Below are 19,651 nucleotides of genomic sequence, written 5' to 3'. Positions count from 1 at the left end.
CTCGTGGTGTCCGGAAGGATGGAGGCGGTGCCGACCCGAGCGGGCCGGCACCGCCGTCGATCACTCAAAGAACGACGTGTCGAACATGTCCGGGGTCGCGGTGATGCCGACGAGGGCGAGGGAGTCGATCGTGTCCTGGATGGTGTCGTCCGTCATGGCGAACATGCCGTCGGCCGACTCGATCAGCGGCTGCTGGGCCTTGTTGAAGAACAGCTCGTTGTCGATCGACCGGCCGGTGCCCTCGAACCAGGAGTTCTCGAACTTGGTCGGGTACGCGTCGGTGTCGACGAAGTTCTCCTCCCAGCCGGCGACGGTGGCCTTGAGGAATGCGGCGATGGCCTCGCGGTTGTTCTCGAGTGCATCCTTCGTGACCACGATCGTGTCGTTCGGGATCTTGTAGCCGGCGTCGTAGAGCGTGAACGAGCTCGCCGTCTCCCCCATCTCGCTGATCGTGAACGGCACGTTCGTCACGAAGTCGAGGGATGCGTCGACCTCCCCCTTGACGAGCGGCGTGGGGTCGTACGAGTAGGGCACAACCGTGACCGACGACGGGTCGATGTCGTTGATGGTGAGCATCGCGTCGAACGCGAGCCGGTTCACATCGGGGACGGCGACCGTCTTTCCAACGAGGTCCTCGGGTCCGTCGATGCCCGACGACGCCAGGCTCACGACTCCCAGCGGGTTCTGCTGGTACTGGGCGGCGATGATCACGAACGGGGCGTCCTGGTCGGCGATCGCGCTGATCGTGGTGTCGGGGCTGGTGATGGCGATGTCGGCGTCGCCGGCGAGGAGCGAGCTCTCGGGGATCACGCTGGGCCCGCCCGGCAGGTAGGTGAGGTCGATGCCCTCGTCCTCGTAGAGACCGTTGTCCTGGGCGATGTAGTAGCCCATGAACTCGGCGTCGTTGATCCAGGACGACTGCAGAGTCAGGGGGGTGAGACCGTCGGTCTCCGCCGCCGCATCATCGGAGGACGAGGAGCATGCGGCGAGGGACCCGATGGTGCCGACGACGATCAACGCGACGGCGGCGCGACGTGCGGGTCGGGGGAAGAGGGGTGACATGACACTCCGATCGAAGGGGGGAAGCTGCGTGAGCACGACAGTACGAAGCTGTCGTGTCCACCCCGTATCGGAGTTGTTTCCTTCGTGTAAACAACTAAACGTCTAGATGTTTAGTCGGAATGTGTACGCCCCTCCCGACCTGGTGGTCGAGTAGGAGAGCGGAGGTCAGGCGGTGGCGCGAGCGGAGAAGCGGCCGTCGACGTGGTCGACCGTCAGCGGGAGACTGAACGCCTCGGACAGGACGTCCGAGGTGATGACCTCCTCGATCGGCCCGGCAGCTGTGATCCTGCCGTTCGAGAGCAGCAGTGCGTGGGTGAACCCCGGGGGGATCTCCTCGACGTGGTGGGTGACCATGATGATGCCGGGCGCGTAGGGCGAGCTCGCGTATCCGCCGAGCAGCTGCAGAAGCTCTTCGCGGGCACCGAGGTCGAGACTCGCGGCGGGCTCGTCGAGCAGGAGCAGCTCGGGATCGGTCATCACGGCTCGCGCGATCTGGACGCGCTTCTGCTCGCCGTCGCTCAGGTCGCCGAAGCGGCGCTGTTCGAGGTGTCCGAGCTTCCACTCCGACAGCACTCGGCTCGCGCGGCGGACATCCAGTTCTTCGTACTGCTCGTTCCAGCGTCCGGTGACGGAGTAGGCGGCGGTGAGGACGACATCGATGACGAGCTCGCTCGCCGGCACACGGCGGGCCATCGCCGTCGACGCGAAACCGATGCGGGGCCGCAACTCGAACACGTCGGTCGAGCCGAGGCGCTGGTCGAGAACGGTGGCGGTACCGAGCGAGGGGTGGATGAGCGCGGCGGCCACCTGCAGCATGGTGGTCTTGCCTGCGCCGTTGGGTCCGAGGATCACCCACCGTTCGGAGCTGTCGACGGTCCACGAGACGGAGTCGAGGATGGTCGTGCCCTGGCGGGTGATGGTGACGTCGGACAGTTCGAGGACCGTGCTCATGTTCAGAAGCCTATCCACGCGCCAGTGAGCCGCCGCTGAGCACCGATTCGTACACGCGTCGGGTGTCGGCCGCGACCTGCGTCCAACTGAACTTCTCCTCCGCGCGGCGACGACCGGCCTCGCCGTACCGGCGGGCGCGCTCGGGATCGCTTACGACCTCGATGAGCGTGGCGGCCAGATCCGCGATGAACCTGTCGGGGTCGATGGGAGTGCCGGTGCCGTCGTCGAGCTGCTCGATGGGCACGAGTCTCCCGGTGACGCCGTCGTCGACGACCTCGGGGATGCCGCCGGTCGCGGTGCCGACGACCGCGGCACCGCAGGCCATGGCCTCGAGGTTGACGATGCCGAGCGGCTCGTAGACGGAGGGGCAGACGAAGACGGTCGCCGAGGTGAGGATCGCACTCAGCTCGTTGCGGGGAAGCAGACGGTCGATCCAGACGACGCCGGTGCGCTCGCTCTGGAGGACGCGGACCGCGTCGGTGACCTCGGCCATGATCTCGGGCGTGTCAGGCGCTCCGGCGCAGAGCACGACCTGCACATCGCCCGGCAGCGCACGGACTGCACGGAGGAGGTACGGGAGGCCCTTCTGCCGGGTGATCCGACCGACGAAGACCACGGAGGGGCGGTCGGGGTCGATGCCGAGGGACCGGACCAGGTCGGGGTCGACAACCGGATGCCACGCCTCCAGATCGATGCCGTTGTAGACGGTCGTCACGCGCGACTCGTCGAGGTTCGGGTAGGAGCGGAGGATGTCGCGGCGCATGCCGTCGCTCACCGCGATGACGGCGTCGGCGTTCTCGAACGCCTCGCGCTCGATCCAGCTGGATACGCGGTACCCGCCTCCGAGCTGCTCGGCCTTCCAGGGACGCAGCGGCTCGAGGCTGTGCGCGGTCACGACGTGGGGCATGCCGTGCAGGAGGGAGCCGATCCGGCCGGCCGCGTTGGCGTACCAGGTGTGCGAGTGCACGATGTCGGCGCCGGCGGTGTCCTGAGCGATCTGCAGGTCGACGCCGAGCGTCGCGAGACTCGGGTTCGCTCCCGCGAGCTGCTGCGGCACGAGGTAGGAGTGGGTGTCGGGCTCATCGCGCGGAAGGCCGAAGCAACGCACCTGGACTTCGAGGTCGAGACGGAGGGCCTTGACCAGTTCGGCGACATGCACCCCCGCTCCGCCGTACACCTCAGGTGGATATTCCCTCGTCAGAAGATCAACTCGCACGTGCCAACGCTATCTCAGCGAGTGGGTACTCGCAGGCGCGAAGGCATACACTCAGCCCATGGCATCGAAGAAGATCTTCGGCATCGTATTGGCTGGTGGCGAGGGTAAACGCCTCATGCCATTGACGGCCGATCGGGCGAAACCCGCAGTCCCATTCGGCGGCACGTACCGCCTCATCGATTTCGCTCTGTCGAACCTGATCAATTCGGGGATGACGCAGATCGTCGTACTGACCCAGTACAAGTCGCACAGCCTCGACCGTCACGTCGCCGAGACGTGGCGTCTGTCGGGTCTGCTCAACTCGTACGTCGCCTCGGTGCCGGCGCAGCAGCGTCTCGGCAAGCGCTGGTACACGGGTTCGGCCGACGCGATCCTGCAGAGCCTCAACCTGATCAACGATGAGAAGCCCGACATCGTCGTCGTGGTCGGTGCCGACCACGTGTACCGCATGGACTTCAGTCAGATGATCGACGCCCACATCAAGTCGGGCCTCGGTGTCACCGTCGCGGCCATCCGCCAGCCGATGGCTCTCGCCGACCAGTTCGGTGTGATCCAGGTCGACGACGACAACCCCGAGGTCATCGCCGAGTTCCTCGAGAAGCCGAAGAACGCGAAGGGTCTGCCCGACTCCCCCGGCGAGGTCCTGGCCTCGATGGGCAACTACGTCTTCACGACCGAGGCCCTGATCGACGCGGTCCGACGTGACGGCGACCTGCCGTCGTCGAATCACGACATGGGCGGCGACATCATCCCGGCCTTCGTGGCCTCGGGAGACGCCGGCGTCTACGACCTCAACCGCAACGAGGTCCCCGGCGCGAGCGACCGCGATCGCTTCTACTGGCGCGACGTGGGGACGATCGAGTCCTTCTTCGAGGCCCACCAGGACCTCATCGCCGCACTCCCGGTCTTCAACCTCTACAACCGGTCGTGGCCGATCTTCACGCAGCAGCTGAACTCGCCGCCCGCCAAGTTCGTGCGCGACGCGCTCGGCAACAACGGGACGATGGTCGACTCGATCGTGTCGCTCGGATCCCTGATCTCGGGCGCCCGCATCGAGCGAAGCGTACTCGGCGCGTGGTCGACCATCGAATCGGGCGCCGTCGTGACCGATTCGGTCCTATTCGATCGCACTCGCGTCTATCCGAACGCCGTGGTCTCGCGGGCGATACTCGACAAGAACGTGGTCGTGGAGGAGGGTGCGCGCGTCGGTATCGATCACGAGCTCGACAGGTCTCGCGGGTTCACCGTGACCGATACCGGCATCACCGTCGTCGGCAAGGGAGAACGCGTATCGGCGTGACGCGGGGGCTCGCGCCCTCGCTCCCCGCGCCTCTCGTCGTGCTCGATGTCGACTCGACCCTCATCGAGGACGAGGTCATCGAACTTTTCGCCGACCTCGCCGGCAGCCGCGACTCCGTTGCGGCGATCACCGCGAGTGCGATGAATGGCGAGATCGACTTCGCGACGAGTCTCCGCGAGCGGGTCATCACCCTGCGCGGTCTCGACGCGTCCTCGATCGACGACGTCCGCGCCCGAGTGCGCTTGACGACGGGTGCGGTTCCCCTCATCGAGGGCGTGCACGCTGCGGGTGGCCGGGTGGGGGTCGTCTCGGGCGGGTTCCACGAGGTGCTCGATCCTCTCGCCGCCGACCTCGGGCTCGACTTCCACCGGGCCAACCGGCTCGGCGTCCGCGATGGGGTCCTCACCGGTGAGGTGATCGGTCCGGTCATCGACGCCGCGGGCAAAGCCGAGGCTCTGCGCGAGTGGGCGGCCGCATCCGGTGTCGACCTCGCGCACGCGGTTGCGGTCGGCGACGGCGCCAACGACCTCGAGATGATGCGGATCGCCGGACTCTCGATCGCCTTCGATGCGAAGGCTCCCGTGCGCACCGCCGCCGATGTCGCGGTCGATGTGCGCGACCTCAGCCAGATCCTGCCCCTCCTGGGCTTGCGCGGCTGACGCGCAGCCGCTCGGCGTCAGCGCGGCGGCATCAGTCGGGTCGGCGGGGCAGCACGACGCTCGGGACGTCGTCGGTCCATTCGAGCGGAGCGGTATGCATGCCCCGATAGGCATGATCCGGATCCCATGAATGGAACACCATCGTGTCGCCGATGACGTCCTGACCGCCGGGTCCGATGAAGGCGAAGTCCGAGCTCTCCGTCGTCAGGAGCGGCTCCCTCGACTTGACAAACGGCCCGGTCGCCGAATCCGAGGACGCCCACCCGATCGCGTACTCGAGGCCGTCGTAGGCGCCGCCCGAGTAGAAGAGCACGTAGCGCCCGTCGGGTCGGCTGATCAGAGTCGGAGCCTCGACCACGTCGCCCTCCCAGAGCTCGTCGGTGTCGAGGAGCCGGATCGGCTCGCCCACCAGGATGGACGCAGCGGCGACGCCGGCGACCGCCGAGTCAAGGGCGCCGGGATCGACGGGCGAGATCCAGATGCTGCCGTTCCCGCCGCAGCAGTTCCCGTCGACTTTCCACAGCAGGTAGGGCGAGCCGCTGGGATCGATGAACAGGCTCGCGTCGATCGCGCCGTCCTCGGGACAGACGAGCGCCCGGTCGTTGCTTTCGACGAAGGGCCCGACGGGTGATGCCGAGGCGGCCAGACCGATGCACTGACGCCCGGTGTAGAGGTCGGTGCTCGTGTGGAACAGCAGGTAGCCGTCCCCCCACGCGCTCACCTCCGGCGCCCACGTGTCCCCGGGGATGACCCATTCCGGCAGGTCCGGGAACGCATCCGTCTCGAGCAGGGCCCACGACTCGAGGTCGTCGGATACCGCCACCTGGACGTTCGAGTCCTCCGACTGGGTGGCGTAGGCGACGTACCCGCCGTCGACCTCGAGCAGGTCGGGATCGGGGAAGTCAGCGTCGATGAGGAACGGCTCCGGCAGATCGATGTCCACGGCCGACCCGTCCGTCGTCGTGCCGGTGCACGCCGACAGGAGGCACAGGGCGAGGGCGGCCGCACCGCTCAGCGCCAGTGCGCGCCGCCCTCGTCGCTCGGCCACTCCCGGTCCCCTCAGGCCGGCAACGGGTGCCCGAGCACCATCGCGCGGATGTGCGCCTCGGGGATCTTCGGCGTCCGTGCGGGGTCGCAGAGCCCGTTGGTCTCCTGCTCGGTGTCGGTGAGCTGGGTGTAGCAGAACCCGTCGAGCCCGGAGGCCCCGGTGACGGCGTCGAAGACCGCCCGGAGGCAGTGGTCGAACTCCGTCGCTGTCGTGACGGTCGAGTACCCCCAGGTGCCGTCGGCTCCGGTGACGTCGTATCGGATGCCGCCGAACTCGGACAGGATCGCGGGCTTGCCCACCAATCCGGTCCCCATCCGCCGGCCTGCCGGCCCGATGCCCGACAGCAGGGTGTCGACCGCGTCGTGGTCGCGGTACCTCTCGCGCAGAACGTCGGCCGACGACTCGTAGTCGTGCACGGTGGCGAGATCCGAATCGGTGTGCTCCCATCCGTCGTTCGAGACCACCGGACGGCTGTCGTCGAGAGCACGGGTGAGGTCGGCGAGAGCGCGCGAGAACGCACGCTGGCGCGGGTCGTGCGAGATCTGCTGCAGACCCCACGACTCGTTGACCGGCACCCAGACCATGACCGATGGATGCGATGCGGCCGCCCGAACGGACCGGGTCCACTCGGCGGTGAACCGCTCGACGGCGCGCGGCGTGTACTCGTAGGCCGCGGGGGCCTCGCTCCACACGCAGAGTCCGAGACGGTCGCACCAGTACAGGAAGCGGGGGTCCTCGATCTTCTGGTGGATGCGGACTGAGTTGAAGCCGAGCCGCTTGATCAGCTCGACCTCTTCGCGGAGCGCCTGCTCCGAGGGGGCGGTGAAGTGCGAGTCGGGCCAGTAGCCCTGTTCGAGAACGGCCCGCACGGTGAAGGGCCGATCGTTGAGCAGCAGCCGTCGACCGTCGACGGCGACGGAGCGGATGCCGAAATAGGACCCGATCCGGTCGACCCCCGTCGCCGGGCTGCCGCTCGCGTCCCCGTGCCCTCCCTCTTCGACGACGATCTCGGCGTCGATCAGCACCGGGGTCTCGGGAGACCAGACGAAGTCCTCGAGCGCCTGCCCGTTGCGGAGGGCGGGCAGTGAGAGCTCGAGCAGAACGTGGTCACCGGTCGCCTCGGCGATCGCGCCACCGAGGACGACGCCGCCGAGAGACACGGTCGCGCTGACGGTCGTGCCGGGTGCCGCGCGTCGGCTGAGTTCGAGGTCCAGCCCGACGGTGTGCTGCTGCGGGCGCGCGCTCCAGTGCACCGCTACGGCATGAAGGGCGGGGACGGCCTCGAGCCAGACGCTGCGCACGATGCCGGTGGAGCGGTGGTACCAGATCGAGTGCGGCGACTCCTGCCAGTCCTGCTTGCCGCGCGCCGCTTCGAGATCGAACGGGTCGTCCTGGGCGCGAACCACGAGGACATGGATCGCGGCGTCGGGGTCGATCACGTCGGTCACGTCGAACGCGAATGCGGTGTGGCCTCCCTCGTGATGGCAGACCCTCTGTCCGTCGAACCAGACGTCCGCGATCCGGTCGACGGCGCCGAAGTTGACGAAGAGACGCTCTCCCTGGGTCGGCCAACCCGCCGCGACGAGCTGCTCGCGGGTCACCTCGATGCGGTACCAGACGATCGGGTGGAACCCGGTGTCGGCGATGCCCGAGGCGGCGGACTCGGGACTGAACGGCAGACGTATGGTGCGGTCGAACCGTTCGGCGTCGTCCATCCACCGCTCGCGGATCCCCGCGTCGTCGGCGTCGAAGGCGAAACCGCAGGCGCCGTCGAGCAGTGCGTGCCGGCCACGTGTCAGCTGAGGGCGCGGGTGGACCGCACCCTCGGCGTCGATCACTGTCATGGCAGGTACCAGCCCGACTCCGGGTTGGTGACGCCGGGCAGGGACTGGACGGCGGGTGGCATCGCCCACCGGGCGGCGTTCGCGAGTACGCGGCGCACGTCGGGGTGGTGGTAGACCGGGTACGCCTCGTCACCGGGGCTGAAGTAGAACACCCGCCCTCGGCCGCGACGGTAGGTGACGCCGGAGCGGAACACCTCGCCGCCCGCGAAGGAGCTGATGAACACGAGCTCGTCGGGCGTCGGGATGTCGAAGTGCTCGCCGTACATCTCCTGCTGCTCGATCACGATCGGCTGGGGCACTCCCTCCGCGATCGGGTGCCCCGGGGCGACCGTCCAGACGACCTCCCGCTCGCCGGCGTTGCGCCAGACGAGCGAGCAGGTCGTCCCCATCAGCGAGATGAAGATCTTCGAGAAGTGCCCGGAATGCAGCACCAGGAGTCCCATTCCGGCGAGCACCCTCTGCTTCACCCGTTCGACGAGCGCGTCGTCGACCTGGTCGTGGGCGACGTGCCCCCACCAGAGCAGGACGTCGGTCGACTCCAGCAGCGAGTCGGGCAGTCCCTGCTCGGCATCCGCGAGGGTCGCGGTCCTGATCTCGGCATCGGGCAGGTGCTCGGCGAGACCTGCCGCGATGGCTCCGTGCATGCCGTCGGGGTAGCGCTCGAGCATCTCGGGATGCGTGTCGTGGACGCCTTCGTTCCACACCGTGATCCTCAACACCGTCGTCTCACTCGCGCCGGAGGAGGCGGGCCACCCGCGGCAGCACGTCGCGCGCGGGTCCGCTGAGTCCGCATTCCATCGCCAGCCAGCCGTCGTAGCCGATGTCGTCGAGCGCGTCGAGGGTCTCGTCCCAGTCGTAGTGCCCCGCGCCCGGTTCGAGCCGGTTGCTGTCGCCGAGCTGGACGTGCTGGATGCGGTCGCCGGCAGCACGGATCGCGGCGCCGATGTCCGACTCCTCGATGGACATGTGCCAGGTGTCCGCCACGAGCGCGAGCCCGGGCGAGGCGATCTCGTCGATGTAGAAGCTCGCGTCGGCGAGCGTGTTGACGACGAAGTCCTCGAACCGGTTGAGCGGCTCCAGGTAGACGACCACCCCGAGACCTGCGGCATGGGCGGCGACCTCGTCGAGAGCTTCGAGAAGCTGGCGCCGCGATTCCTCGTCGCTGCGCGGCGGCTGGAACGGCGGCAGATGACGGGAGAACAGACCGAAGGCGTGCGGGGTAACGAAACCGTTGCCCCCGGCTGCGGCGACGACGCCGAGCAGGTCCTTCAGCTCGTCGATGGCGGCACGGCGCACCTCGGGGTCGAAGTCGCCGATGAACGTGTCGACGTGGGCGACGGCGCTCGGCATCTCGACCCCGGCGGCACAGGCGGCATGGAGCTCGTCGACGCGGGACAGGAAGACCCCGTCACCGCGTCCCGACAGCTCGATGCCGTCGAACCCGACCGACCGGGCGAACGCGAACTTCTCCTCGAGGGTGTCGCCCTCGCAGGTCGACTCCTGTGCGGCGAGACGGATCGCCATGCTCAGACCGCCTTCGCGTCGAGGACGACCTGCAGCACGTCGCGGGGCGCCTCGTCGAGCAGCTCGAACGCCTCGCGGCCCTGCTCGAGCGGCATGGTGTGGGAGATGAGCTCGATGACCTTGAGCTTGCCGGAAACGGCGAGGTCGACCGCGGTCTTCTGCAGCCGGTACTCGTCCCAGCGGTGCTTGAGCGCGGGTGCGACACCGGAGATCTGCGATGCGATCACGGCGACGCGGTTGTGGTGGAACTCCTCGCCGAGGCGCAGTCCCATCCCGTCGCCCTGCATGAACCCGGCGACGCAGACGCGGGAGCTGTAGGCGACGGAGCGGATCGCCTCGTGGAGGGCGTGGTAGTTGCCGGAGACCTCGAGGCAGACATCGGCTCCGCGACCGCCGGTCAGTTCGCGGATGCGCTCCGCGACTCCGCCGGCCGTCGCGTCGATGACCTCGTCCGCGCCGAGCTGGAGTGCGAGGTCGCGCCGAGCGGCGACGCCGTCGACGCCGATCACCCGGGCACCGTTGAGGCGGGCGAGCTGGGCGACGAGCTGTCCGGGAACGCCCAGGCCGAACACGGCGACGGTCTCCCCCACGTGGATGTCGGCGTCGAGGATGACGTTGAGGGCGATCGCGCCGATGTGGGAGAAGATCCCGATGCGGGGGTCCGCATCTGCGGACAGGATGCGCTTCGCCGCCCGGTCGGCCTTCTGCACCGTCTCGGAGCGGTGGCCCCATGTTCCCCAGATCACGTCGCCGACCGCGACGTCGGTGACGTCGCTGCCGATCTCGGTCACCTCGCCGACCTCCTCGTAACCCCAACCGTTGACCGGGTACTCGAAGCTCGTCGAGCCGTCGACGAACAGCCGACGGTCCTCGTCCCACCTCTTGTTGAGGTACGGGTTGGTGCCCCGGTACGCGGTGAGCTCGGTACCGGCGGAGATGCCGGAGTAGAGCGTCGCGATGCGGACCTCGTCGGAGGCGAGCGGGGTCGACTCCTCGTCGACGACCTCGGCGAGGCGGGGGGAGATGAAGCTGACCATACGGCCCATGGGTGGTGTTTCCTTTCGTTGGCTGGTGACCGGAGGCGGCGGGCGTCAGCCCTTGACCGCTCCGGAGAGGAAGCCCTGGGTGACCTGACGCTGCAGGACGATGAACAGGACGATGACGGGCAGGATCGTGATGAGCGTGCCCGCGGCGAGCGGCCCGATGTCGAGCGAGCGCCCGCCGGTGAACATGTACAGGCCCGAGGTGAGGGGGCGGAAGTCGCCTCCCGGCAGGTAGAGCAGCGGCACGAGGAAGTTGTTCCAGTTGCCGAGGAACGTGAAAACGGTCAGTGCACCGATGCCGGACCGGGCGAGCGGGAGCATGATCCGCAGGAAGATCTGCAGCTCGGACGCTCCGTCGACTCGAGCCGCCTGCTCCAGCTCCGCGGGGAGGTCGGAGAAGAAGGCGCGCATGAAGAAGGTGCCGAACGACAGGCCCGTCGAGGTGAGGATCAGGACGGCGCCCGCGAGGGTGTCGAGCAGCCCCATCGATCGCAGCTGGAAGTACAGCGGGATCATGTAGGTGAAGAAGGGCACGAGCAGACCGAGCACGACCAGGTAGAAGAGCGCACCCCTCCCCCGGAACGGCAGGCGGGCGAATGTGTACCCGGCCATCGTGGAGAAGATCACGACGAGTGCGGTGCTCGGGACGGTCAGCAGGATGCTGTTCAGCAGGTAGTCGCTGAACCGGCCGACCGTCCACGCGTCGATGATGTTCTGCAGCGAGATCGTCGAGAAGAAGCCGAACGGATTGACCCGTACGTCCTCGGGCGTCTTCAGCGTCGTCGAGATGACGAGCAGCACCGGGAACAGGGTGAAGACCGCCAGGACGATGAGCAGGATCTGTCGGCCGAACTGCGGACGCAGTCGATGCGTCCGGAGCTCCGGCTTCGTCGGCACCTGCCGGTCGGCCGTGTTCGGGCGTCGGGGGGCGAGTGTGGAGCTGGTCATCATGCACCCGTTCCGTCGAGCGAGAGTCGACGCTGGAGTCGGTTGAGAGCGACGGCGAAGGGAACGGACAGCACCGTGATGAGCAGTGCGAGTGTCGTGCCGTAGCCGATGCGGCTGAGTTCGAACGCCTGGCTGTAGGCGTAGGTGCCGATGGTGTTCGTCGCGCCGGCGGGGCCGCCGCCGGTCATGATGAAGATGATGTCGAACACGCTGAAGCCGCCGACGAGGGTGAGTGTCAGCACCATGAGGAACACGGGCATGATCTGCGGCAGGATGACGTACCAGAGGCGCTGCGGCGGGTTCGCGCCGTCGATCTTGGCGGCGTCGACGAGTTCGACGTCGACGTTGCGCAGGGCCGACAGGAGGATGACGATCACGAATCCGGTCGAAGCCCAGACCGCGGTCGCGAGCACCGCGTAGAGCGCGATGTTCGGGTCTCCGAGCCAGCCGCGGGCGAGTCCGCCGAGTCCGATCGCGGTGAGCCCCTGATTGAGCCAACCGCTGACCGGGTCGTAGATCCAGCCCCAGACGATGCCGATGGCGACGCCCGGCAGCACGTACGGCAGGAAGAAGATGATCCGGTAGATCGTCGCTCCCCGACGGGTGGTCCAGAGGAGCACCGAGACGAGCAGGCCGATGATCAGGGGCGCGGCGGTGCCGCCGATGATCCAGATCAGGTTGTTGCCGAGCGCGTGCCAGACCTCCGGGTCGAAGATCATCTCCGCGAAGTTCGCGAGCCCGATGAACGCGGGGTTCGGGTTGATGCCGTTGAAGTCGACGAGCGAGTAGTAGACCGCGTTCACGAGCGGGAAGAGGAAGAAGACGATGGTCATGATCGCGACGGGCGCCGCGAGGAGGATGCCGAGCCGTGTCTGCGCCCGCCGGGTCACCGCGGGCGCCGTGCTGCCCGGACGGGCCGCCCTCAGTCTCCGAGGGCGGACCCGTGCGGTGGCAACGGGTAGTTGCGAGGTCGTCACGATGCTCAGAAGTTCTTCTCGAGATCGGCAGCCACCTGGTCGGCGTCCTTCTGGCCGGTCAGGATCGCCTGGATGCCGTCCCACATCGCCTCGTTGAAGGTGTCGGACATGAGCACGTCGACGTTGTAGCCGAAGTCACCGGTGCCGTCGGCGATCTTCGCGGCGTCGGCGATGATCTGGGTGAAGAGCGGGGTCGCCTCGATGCCTTCGGTGTCGACGGGGAACGCGGGTATGCTCTGCTGCTCCTCGACCTGCCAGCGGCCGTGCTCCTGGGTGACGTTCCAGTCGAGGAACTTGATCGCCGCGTCGGCCTTGGTGGTCGTCGCCGAGATGAAGAGGCCCGATCCGAGACCGCCGCTGAAGATGCCGGGGCCGTCCTGTGCGGGGAACGGGATGTAGCCGACGCCGAAGTCGACGTTCCGCTCGATGTCCTGGGCGAGCCAGCTGCCGGTCGGGTTGATGGCGGCCTTGCCCGAGTAGAACAGGGCGTTCGCGTTGTCGTAGGTCACCGCGGTCGGTGACGGGGTGAAGAGGCCGTCGCTGTTGTAGCTGGCGAGCACGTCGAGCGCATCCACCACCTCGGGCGACTCCCAGCTCGTATCGCCGGCGATGAGACCTTCCATCGCGTCTCCGCCGACCTCGCTGGAGAGGACCATGCTCAGCAGGTGCCCGCCCTGCCAGCCCTCCTTGTCGCTGACCGCGAACGGGATGACGCCGGAATCGCGGATGACATCCGCGGCGGCCGTCAGGTCGTCGAGGGTCTCGGGCTGCGCGAGACCGAGGCTGTCGAAGATGTCCTTGTTGTAGAAAAGACCGACGCTCTCGATGTCGTTCGGGATGCCGACGATCTTGCCGCCGAAGGTGACGCGCTCCTGCGCGAAGTCGTAGATGGGCCAGTCGTTGTCCGCGTAGGCGTCGGTGAGGTCGTACAGCAGGCCGGCCTCCTCCAGCGCTCCCGCGAATCCGGGGCCGGTGTCGTAGCCGAACACGTCGGGTCCCTCCCCCGAGCGCAGCTGGGTCTGGAGGACGGTGCGCATGTTCTCGGACGGGACGACGTCGAGCTTGACCTCGATGCCCGTCGCCTCGGTGAAGGCGGCGAGGTCTGCCTTGGTGAGGTCGAGGTCGGCGTTGTCCTCGGGCTGTCCGATCAGGAACCGGATGCTGTCGGGGTCGGAGTCGCCTCCCCCTCCCCCGGTTCCGCCGGTGCATCCGGCGAGAGTCATCGCGCTGAGCGCGACCGCGGCGACTATCAGTTGTTTCCTCATCGTGACTTCCTTGTCAGCTGTGGGCAGGCCCGTCATCGGACTGTCTGCGCGGAACGTTACAGCGCTGTAGATCGCGGGCGCAAGGATTTCCTTCAGCGCTGTAAATTCTGTAGTCTCCGCAGAGGATGAAGGAGGTGCAGCCATGGCCGGACGACCGCGACTCGTCGACGTCGCCGCGCGCGCCGGTGTCTCGGAGAAGACCGTCTCGAACTTCGTCAACGGCTATCCGCACATCTCCGCGAGCACCCGGGAGAAGGTCGAAGCGGCGATCTCCGAGCTCGGCTATCGACCGAATCTGTCCGCCCGGAGCATGGGCCGCGGTCGAACGGGCTTCATCGCCTTCGCGGTGCCGGGTCTCGACAATCCGTACTTCGCCGAACTCGCGGGGCGCGTCATCTCCCGCGCGGCGGAGGAGCGGTGGACGGTCCTGATCGAGGAGACCGGCGGACGGAAGACCTCCGAGGACGCCCTCGTCGACACCATGCCCTATCTCGTCGACGGCATCATCCTGCACCCCGAGTCGCTGACCGCCGTCGACATCGCCGAGCGCGGCCGCGACACCCCGATCGTCCTCATCGGCGAGCGCGATCTGGCACGATCGGCCGACCACGTCGTGTCCGACAACGTCGCCGCGGCGCGTGAGATCACCCAGCACCTCCTCGACTCGGGCCGCCGCAGCATCGCGACCATCGGGCTGCGTCCCGACGCGTCCCTGCAGACCAGCCAGCTCCGCCACTGGGGCTTCAGCGCCGCACTGGAGAGGATGGGCCTCGTCGCCGACGAGGATCTGTCCGTCGCCGCGGAGGGATACGCCCGCGCCGATGGCGACCTGGCGATGCAGCAGATCCTCGCGTCGGGCAAGCTGCCCGACGCCGTCCTCTGCTTCAACGCCGTCGTCGCCGCCGGGGCGCTGAGCAGGCTCGCCCGTGAGGGCATCAGCGTGCCGGGCCGGGTCGCGGTCGCCGCGTTCGACGACATCGACGAGGCGGCATTCATGGTGCCGCCGCTGACGACGGTCGCCTGGGACGTCGGCGCGATCGCGGACAGCGCCGTCCGGCTCCTCGCCGAACGCCAGGAGGCTCGGACAGCTCCGGTCCGCGAGGTCTCAGTCGGCTACCGGCTCGAGATCAGAGCGAGCACGACGGGCCTCTGACCGCCGCCGCGCCGTTCGGCGCAGTTGCGCTAGTGACCCATCCCGAGACCGCCGTCGACCGGGATGACGGCCCCCGAGATGTAGCCCGCGTCATCACCGGCGAGCCATGCGACGACCTTCGCCACCTCGTCGGCCGTCGCGAAACGACCGGCGGGGATCTGCTTCTTGTACTCCGCCTGCTGCGCCTCGGGCAGCTCCGCCGTCATCTCGGTCTCGATGAAGCCGGGGGCCACCACATTGGCGGTGAGTCCGCGCGCACCGAGCTCCCGGGTCAGCGACCTGGCCATGCCCACGAGGGCGGCCTTCGACGCCGAGTAATTGACCTGACCGGCTCCGCCGAGCAGTCCGACGACGCTCGAGATCAGGATGACCCGACCGAACCGCGCCTTGAGCATGCCCTTGGACGCGCGCTTCACCACCCGGAACGCGCCCGTCAGGTTGGTGTCGATGACCTCGCTGAAGTCGTCCTCTGTCATGCGGAGCACGAGGGTGTCGCGAGTGATCCCGGCGTTCGCCACGACGACCTCGACGGGCCCGAGCGCCGACTCGATCTCACTGAACGCCGCGTCGATGCTCGCCGAATCGGTGACGTCGCCCTTCACCGTCAGCGCCCCCTCGGGACCGCCGCTGCCCGAACGCGACGTGACGGCGACGCGGTGCCCCTGGCGCACGAACTCCTCGGCGATCGCATAGCCGATCCCCCGGTTGCCGCCCGTGATGAGAACGGTGCGTGATGTCATGGGATCGACTCCTCGATTGATGCGGGCGGCGTTCGGAATGCGGCGCGGAGACCGTCTCCCACCCTATGCGCAGACCCCCAGCAGCTCTGCGCTGACTCCCAGCCTCAGGCGCCCGGTTCCGCGGGATCGGCGTAGGCTTGCCGAACAGAAATGGACGTACTCCGTTGACACTCGCCAAGCGCGGCAAGCCGCAATCACTCACCGATCTGCCTTCCTCGGCGCAGGACGACCGGCGCTCGCGCATGATCAAGTACTCGATCGCGATGGGCATCCGCACGCTGTGCGTCATCTCGCTGGTGTTCCTCAGCGGGTGGTGGATGGCGGTGGCGCTCGTCGGGGCGATCGTCCTCCCCTACATCGCCGTCGTCATCGCGAACGTGAGCATGCGGCCCGAGTCGACCGGCGCCGCTCGCCCGGGCGCGATCGTGCCCGTCTCCGTGCCGGTGCGCATCATGGACGACGACTTCGACGCGGATGCGTTCGGTCCGCGGATGCGCGACCAGCGCGACGATGGGCCGCGCGAGCCGTGACGGCTGAGGCCACCTTCGTCTGCTCCCGCGCCGGTTGCGACGAGATCGCGACGTCGAGCGTGGAGTGGCGCAACCCGCGCATCCACGACGAGAGCCGCGTGAAGGTCTGGCTGGCCTGCGATGCGCACCGCGAGTACCTGCGCGACTACCTGGCCTCACGCGATTTCCCCGTGACGGTGCGCGACGGCGCCAGTATGGAGAATGCCCGGTGAGGAACTGGCGGTTCGTCCTCTCGAAGAGGTGGTTCGGCTACCTGGCCTTCGCCGTCGCGTTCGCGATCGCCTGCGTCTTCCTCTCGAACTGGCAGCTCTCGCGCCGGGCCGAGAAGGTCGCGGAGATCGACAGGGTCACGGGCAACTACGACGCGACCCCCGTTCCTCTCGACGATCTGATCCCCACCCTCACCAGCTACTCCGAGGACGACGAGTGGCATCCGGTGACGATGACGGGGGTGTACGAGGACGAGCTCCTGGTGCGCAACCGGCCGTTGAACGGCAAGGCCGGGTTCGAGGTGCTCGCTCCCCTGCGGCTCGACGACGGGTCGGTGTTCGTCGTCGACCGCGGCTGGGTGCCGGCGGGGAACACGACCGAGGACGAGATGGATGTCCCCACGGCCCCGACCGGCGAGGTCACCGTCGTGGCACGTCTCAAAGCCGCGGAGCCGGCACTGCCCGGCGGCACGTCGGACGAGGGCGTTCTCGCGTCGATTCAGCCGACGGAGGTCGCGAAGATCGTCGGCGGAGACGTGTACTCGGCGACCTATGGGCTCGTCGTCAGCGAATCCCCCGCCGTCGCTGAGATGCCTGTCGCTTCCGTCAAGCCCGAGCCCGACGAGGGCCCCCACCTGTCCTACGCGTTCCAGTGGCTCGTCTTCGCGATCATCGGGTTCGCCGGTCTCGGGGTGGCCATCCGACAGGAGTACCGCTACCGCAACGCGGAGGATCCCGCCGAGCAGGAGCGTGCCGCGCGTCGGGAGCGCAAGCGCGCCGCGAAGCGGACGGACTCCGACGAGGAGGACGAGCTCATCGACGCGGGAGCCGTTAGGCGAGGCTGATCAGGTCCGCGTAGTCCTTGGTCCAGAGGTCTTCGGTGCCCTCGGGCATGATGAGCACCCGCTCCGGGTTGAGCGCCTCGACGGCGCCCTCGTCGTGGCTGACGAGGACGACGGAGCCCGTGTAGTTGGCGAGTGCCCCGAGGATCTCCATGCGGCTGGCGGGGTCGAGGTTGTTCGTCGGCTCATCGAGGAGCAGCACGTTGGCCTTGGAGACGACGAGCATCGCCAGGGACAGGCGCGTCTTCTCCCCGCCGGAGAGGACCCCGGCCGGCTTGTAGCCGTCATCACCGGTGAACAGGAACGAACCGAGCACGCGGCGAGCCTCGGTCTCGGTGATCTCGGGCGACGAGGACACCATGTTCTGGAGGACCGTGCGACTCACGTCGAGATTCTCGTGCTCCTGCGCGTAGTAGCCGATCCGAAGTCCGTGCCCGGGTTCGATCACGCCGGTGTCGGGCTTGTCGACCCCGGCCAGCATGCGCAGCAGCGTGGTCTTCCCTGCACCGTTGAGTCCGAGCACGACGACCTTGGAGCCGCGGTCGATGGCGAGGTCGACGGCGGCGAAGATCTCGAGCGAGCCGTAGCTCTTGCTGAGTCCGTGGGCCATCAGCGGCGTCTTGCCGCAGGGCGCCGGATCGGGGAAGCGGAGCGCGGCGACGCGGTCGACCTGACGCACCTCCTCGAGCCCGGAGAGCATCTTCTCCGCCCGGGCGACCATCTGATGTGCCGCCGCGGCCTTGCTCGCCTTGGCGCCGAAGCGAGCGGCCTGCAGCTGGAGGACGCTGGCCTTCTTCTCGACGTTGGCGCGCTCCTTGCGGCGTCGCTCCTCGTCGGCCTCGCGCTGGCGCAGGTAGTGCTTCCAGCCCATGTTGTAGATGTCGATCGACTGACGGTTGGCGTCGAGGTAGAAGACCTTGTTCACCGTTTCGCCGACGAGCTCGACATCGTGGCTGATGACGATGAATCCGCCCTGGTAGTTCTTCAGGAACTCCCGCAGCCAGACGACCGAATCGGCGTCGAGGTGGTTGGTCGGCTCATCCAGGATCATCGTCTCGGCATCGGAGAACAGGATGCGCGCCAGCTCGATCCGGCGGCGCTGACCACCTGACAGGGTGTTCAGCGGCTGGTCGAGGATGCGCTCGGGCAGGCTGAGGTTGCTCGCAATCGATGCCGCCTCGGCCTCCGCCGCGTACCCGCCGAGTGCGAGGAAGCGGTCGGTCAGGTTGCCGTACTTCTTCATGCCGTCGGCGGCGACGGCCGGGTCGGTGCTGGCCATGTCGTCCGTGGCCTTCTGCATGCCGAGGACCAGCTGACCGAGCCCGCGGGCGTCGAGGATGCGGGTGCGCGCGGTCTGCTCCGGATCGCCGGCACGCGGGTCCTGGGGCAGGTAGCCGATCTCGCCGTGACGCTGGATGGTGCCGGACGTGGGCTGGGTCTCGCCCGCGAGGGTCTTCGTCAGCGTCGTCTTGCCGGCGCCGTTGCGACCGACGAGCCCCACCTTGTCGCCGCGGTCGACGCGGAAGCTGACTTCGGACATGAGCACTCGAGCGCCAACGCGGATCTCCAGGTCGGTGACGGCAAGCACAGGAATAGTCCGATTCGTTGAAGGAACGCGAGGAAAGTTTGGCGGCGATGCCACACAGGGCCGGATTCGGCGATCTCCTAGTATAAGTTCACGGCGGCCGTCGTTGGCCGCTCCCGCACCGCCGCTCGCGCGGCGCCCCTCAACTCCAGGAGCCCGATGTCGTCGACAGTCGTCCGCCGCCCCGTCCTCGCCGACCGCGTCATCACGCGATCGCTCGCGACCGATGCCCTGCTCGTGGTCGCGGGAGCAGGGCTCACCGCGGCTCTCGCCCAGGTCGCCGTTCCGCTGTGGCCGGTCCCGATCACGGGCCAGACGCTTGCGGTCCTGCTCGTCGGCGGTTCGCTCGGCGCACTCCGCGGTTCGCTCTCGATGGTGCTCTACCTGCTGGTCGGTGCCCTCGGCGCCCCGATCTACAGCGACGCCGCGAGCGGCTGGGCGGTCCTCGGCGGTCCGACCGGCGGCTACATCGTCGGGTTCATCCTCGCCGCGGCCCTCACCGGCTGGCTGGCGGAGCGCAAATGGGACCGCCGCTTCCTCGGCGGCATGGTCAGCTACCTCGCCGGTTCGGCGGTGGTGTTCGCGGTCGGCCTCCCCTGGCTCGGCTTCTCCCTCGGCCTGACCGTCGAGCAGACGCTCGCCGCGGGTCTCTTCCCGTTCATCATCGGCGGCATCATCAAGGCCGTCATCGCGGCGGGCCTCATCCGCGCCGGATGGTTCGCGGTCGGACGCCGTTCAGCGGAGAGCTGACTTCT

At 68.1% G+C, this 19,651-nt stretch carries 20 protein-coding genes; 7 read left to right on the top strand and 13 right to left on the bottom strand.

The window, feature by feature from the left end; translation table 11 throughout:
• Positions 1 to 60 precede the first annotated feature (60 nt).
• The 3 genes from DDQ50_RS12040 to glgA form a co-directional block, all read right to left on the bottom strand.
• Complete coding sequence (locus DDQ50_RS12040) at positions 61 to 1,062, bottom strand: ABC transporter substrate-binding protein (RefSeq protein ID WP_116756949.1); 1,002 nt, start codon at positions 1,060 to 1,062, stop codon at positions 61 to 63.
• Between the two features lie 165 nt (positions 1,063 to 1,227).
• Positions 1,228 to 2,013, bottom strand: a complete 786-nt coding sequence (locus tag DDQ50_RS12035; protein WP_116756948.1) for an ABC transporter ATP-binding protein — start codon at positions 2,011 to 2,013, stop codon at positions 1,228 to 1,230.
• Between the two features lie 10 nt (positions 2,014 to 2,023).
• The gene (gene glgA / locus DDQ50_RS12030; RefSeq protein WP_116756947.1) at positions 2,024 to 3,229 is read right to left on the bottom strand and encodes a glycogen synthase; all 1,206 of its coding nucleotides are present in this window, start codon (positions 3,227 to 3,229) and stop codon (positions 2,024 to 2,026) included.
• 58 nt (positions 3,230 to 3,287) lie between these two features.
• Here glgA and DDQ50_RS12025 point away from each other — a divergent pair, with 58 nt between their 5' ends.
• Both DDQ50_RS12025 and serB read left to right on the top strand, forming a co-directional pair.
• Positions 3,288 to 4,529 carry a glucose-1-phosphate adenylyltransferase gene (locus DDQ50_RS12025; RefSeq protein ID WP_116756946.1) on the top strand — a complete coding sequence of 414 codons (1,242 nt, stop codon included), beginning with the start codon at positions 3,288 to 3,290 and terminating at the stop codon, positions 4,527 to 4,529.
• Positions 4,526 to 5,188: a phosphoserine phosphatase SerB gene (gene serB, locus DDQ50_RS12020; RefSeq protein WP_116756945.1), complete on the top strand. Its 663-nt coding sequence runs from the start codon at positions 4,526 to 4,528 to the stop codon at positions 5,186 to 5,188. Before DDQ50_RS12025 ends, serB begins: the two co-directional genes overlap by 4 nt.
• Positions 5,189 to 5,219: 31 nt before the next feature.
• Here serB and DDQ50_RS12015 read toward each other — a convergent pair whose 3' ends face one another.
• From DDQ50_RS12015 to DDQ50_RS11980, 8 genes are all read right to left on the bottom strand, one after another.
• On the bottom strand, positions 5,220 to 6,236 hold the full coding sequence (locus tag DDQ50_RS12015; RefSeq protein WP_165829798.1) for a glycoside hydrolase family 43 protein: 1,017 nt from the start codon (positions 6,234 to 6,236) through the stop codon (positions 5,220 to 5,222).
• Positions 6,237 to 6,247: 11 nt separating this feature from the next.
• Complete coding sequence (locus DDQ50_RS12010; protein WP_240614354.1) at positions 6,248 to 8,080, bottom strand: glycoside hydrolase family 2 protein; 1,833 nt, start codon at positions 8,078 to 8,080, stop codon at positions 6,248 to 6,250.
• On the bottom strand, positions 8,077 to 8,784 hold the full coding sequence (locus tag DDQ50_RS12005) for a ThuA domain-containing protein (RefSeq protein ID WP_276308396.1): 708 nt from the start codon (positions 8,782 to 8,784) through the stop codon (positions 8,077 to 8,079). The genes DDQ50_RS12010 and DDQ50_RS12005 overlap by 4 nt, the downstream gene beginning before the upstream one ends.
• A 22-nt stretch (positions 8,785 to 8,806) precedes the next feature.
• Complete coding sequence (locus DDQ50_RS12000; protein WP_116756943.1) at positions 8,807 to 9,604, bottom strand: sugar phosphate isomerase/epimerase family protein; 798 nt, start codon at positions 9,602 to 9,604, stop codon at positions 8,807 to 8,809.
• A 2-nt stretch (positions 9,605 to 9,606) separates the two neighbouring features.
• Positions 9,607 to 10,650 (bottom strand): zinc-binding dehydrogenase, encoded by a 1,044-nt coding sequence (locus DDQ50_RS11995; RefSeq protein ID WP_116756942.1) that lies wholly within the window; start codon positions 10,648 to 10,650, stop codon positions 9,607 to 9,609.
• Positions 10,651 to 10,695: 45 nt separating this feature from the next.
• Positions 10,696 to 11,595: a carbohydrate ABC transporter permease gene (locus DDQ50_RS11990; RefSeq protein WP_165829797.1), complete on the bottom strand. Its 900-nt coding sequence runs from the start codon at positions 11,593 to 11,595 to the stop codon at positions 10,696 to 10,698.
• Positions 11,595 to 12,485: a carbohydrate ABC transporter permease gene (locus DDQ50_RS11985; RefSeq protein WP_116756940.1), complete on the bottom strand. Its 891-nt coding sequence runs from the start codon at positions 12,483 to 12,485 to the stop codon at positions 11,595 to 11,597. Before DDQ50_RS11985 ends, DDQ50_RS11990 begins: the two co-directional genes overlap by 1 nt.
• A gap of 92 nt (positions 12,486 to 12,577) precedes the next feature.
• A complete protein-coding gene (locus DDQ50_RS11980; protein ID WP_165829796.1) occupies positions 12,578 to 13,837 on the bottom strand; it encodes an ABC transporter substrate-binding protein in 1,260 nt (419 codons plus the stop codon).
• 142 nt (positions 13,838 to 13,979) lie between these two features.
• Between DDQ50_RS11980 and DDQ50_RS11975 the strand changes: the two genes are divergently transcribed.
• Entirely contained in the window at positions 13,980 to 14,990 is a 1,011-nt protein-coding gene (locus DDQ50_RS11975; RefSeq protein ID WP_116756938.1) for a LacI family DNA-binding transcriptional regulator, read from the top strand.
• Positions 14,991 to 15,019: 29 nt separating this feature from the next.
• Here the strand turns inward: DDQ50_RS11975 and fabG are convergent, their stop codons facing one another.
• On the bottom strand, positions 15,020 to 15,730 hold the full coding sequence (gene fabG, locus DDQ50_RS11970) for a 3-oxoacyl-ACP reductase FabG (RefSeq protein WP_116756937.1): 711 nt from the start codon (positions 15,728 to 15,730) through the stop codon (positions 15,020 to 15,022).
• 164 nt (positions 15,731 to 15,894) lie between these two features.
• Between fabG and DDQ50_RS11965 the strand changes: the two genes are divergently transcribed.
• Genes DDQ50_RS11965 through DDQ50_RS11955 form a run of 3 tightly spaced genes read left to right on the top strand, consistent with a single transcriptional unit; the run spans position 15,895 to position 17,314 of the window.
• Positions 15,895 to 16,260, top strand: coding sequence for a DUF3099 domain-containing protein (locus DDQ50_RS11965; protein WP_240614353.1), 366 nt, complete (start codon positions 15,895 to 15,897; stop codon positions 16,258 to 16,260).
• Entirely contained in the window at positions 16,257 to 16,472 is a 216-nt protein-coding gene (locus tag DDQ50_RS11960) for a hypothetical protein (RefSeq protein WP_116756936.1), read from the top strand. The genes DDQ50_RS11965 and DDQ50_RS11960 overlap by 4 nt, the downstream gene beginning before the upstream one ends.
• Positions 16,469 to 17,314: an SURF1 family cytochrome oxidase biogenesis protein gene (locus DDQ50_RS11955; RefSeq protein ID WP_116756935.1), complete on the top strand. Its 846-nt coding sequence runs from the start codon at positions 16,469 to 16,471 to the stop codon at positions 17,312 to 17,314. Before DDQ50_RS11960 ends, DDQ50_RS11955 begins: the two co-directional genes overlap by 4 nt.
• Here DDQ50_RS11955 and DDQ50_RS11950 read toward each other — a convergent pair.
• Positions 17,301 to 18,899: an ABC-F family ATP-binding cassette domain-containing protein gene (locus tag DDQ50_RS11950; RefSeq protein ID WP_116756934.1), complete on the bottom strand. Its 1,599-nt coding sequence runs from the start codon at positions 18,897 to 18,899 to the stop codon at positions 17,301 to 17,303. The genes DDQ50_RS11955 and DDQ50_RS11950 overlap by 14 nt on opposite strands.
• A gap of 156 nt (positions 18,900 to 19,055) precedes the next feature.
• Between DDQ50_RS11950 and DDQ50_RS11945 the strand changes: the two genes are divergently transcribed.
• Positions 19,056 to 19,646 carry a biotin transporter BioY gene (locus tag DDQ50_RS11945; RefSeq protein ID WP_116756933.1) on the top strand — a complete coding sequence of 197 codons (591 nt, stop codon included), beginning with the start codon at positions 19,056 to 19,058 and terminating at the stop codon, positions 19,644 to 19,646.
• Positions 19,647 to 19,651 lie beyond the last annotated feature (5 nt).

The organism is Amnibacterium flavum (assembly GCF_003097495.1).
Taxonomy (GTDB): domain Bacteria; phylum Actinomycetota; class Actinomycetes; order Actinomycetales; family Microbacteriaceae; genus Naasia; species Naasia flava.
This window is presented reverse-complemented; position numbering and strand designations above follow the sequence as displayed.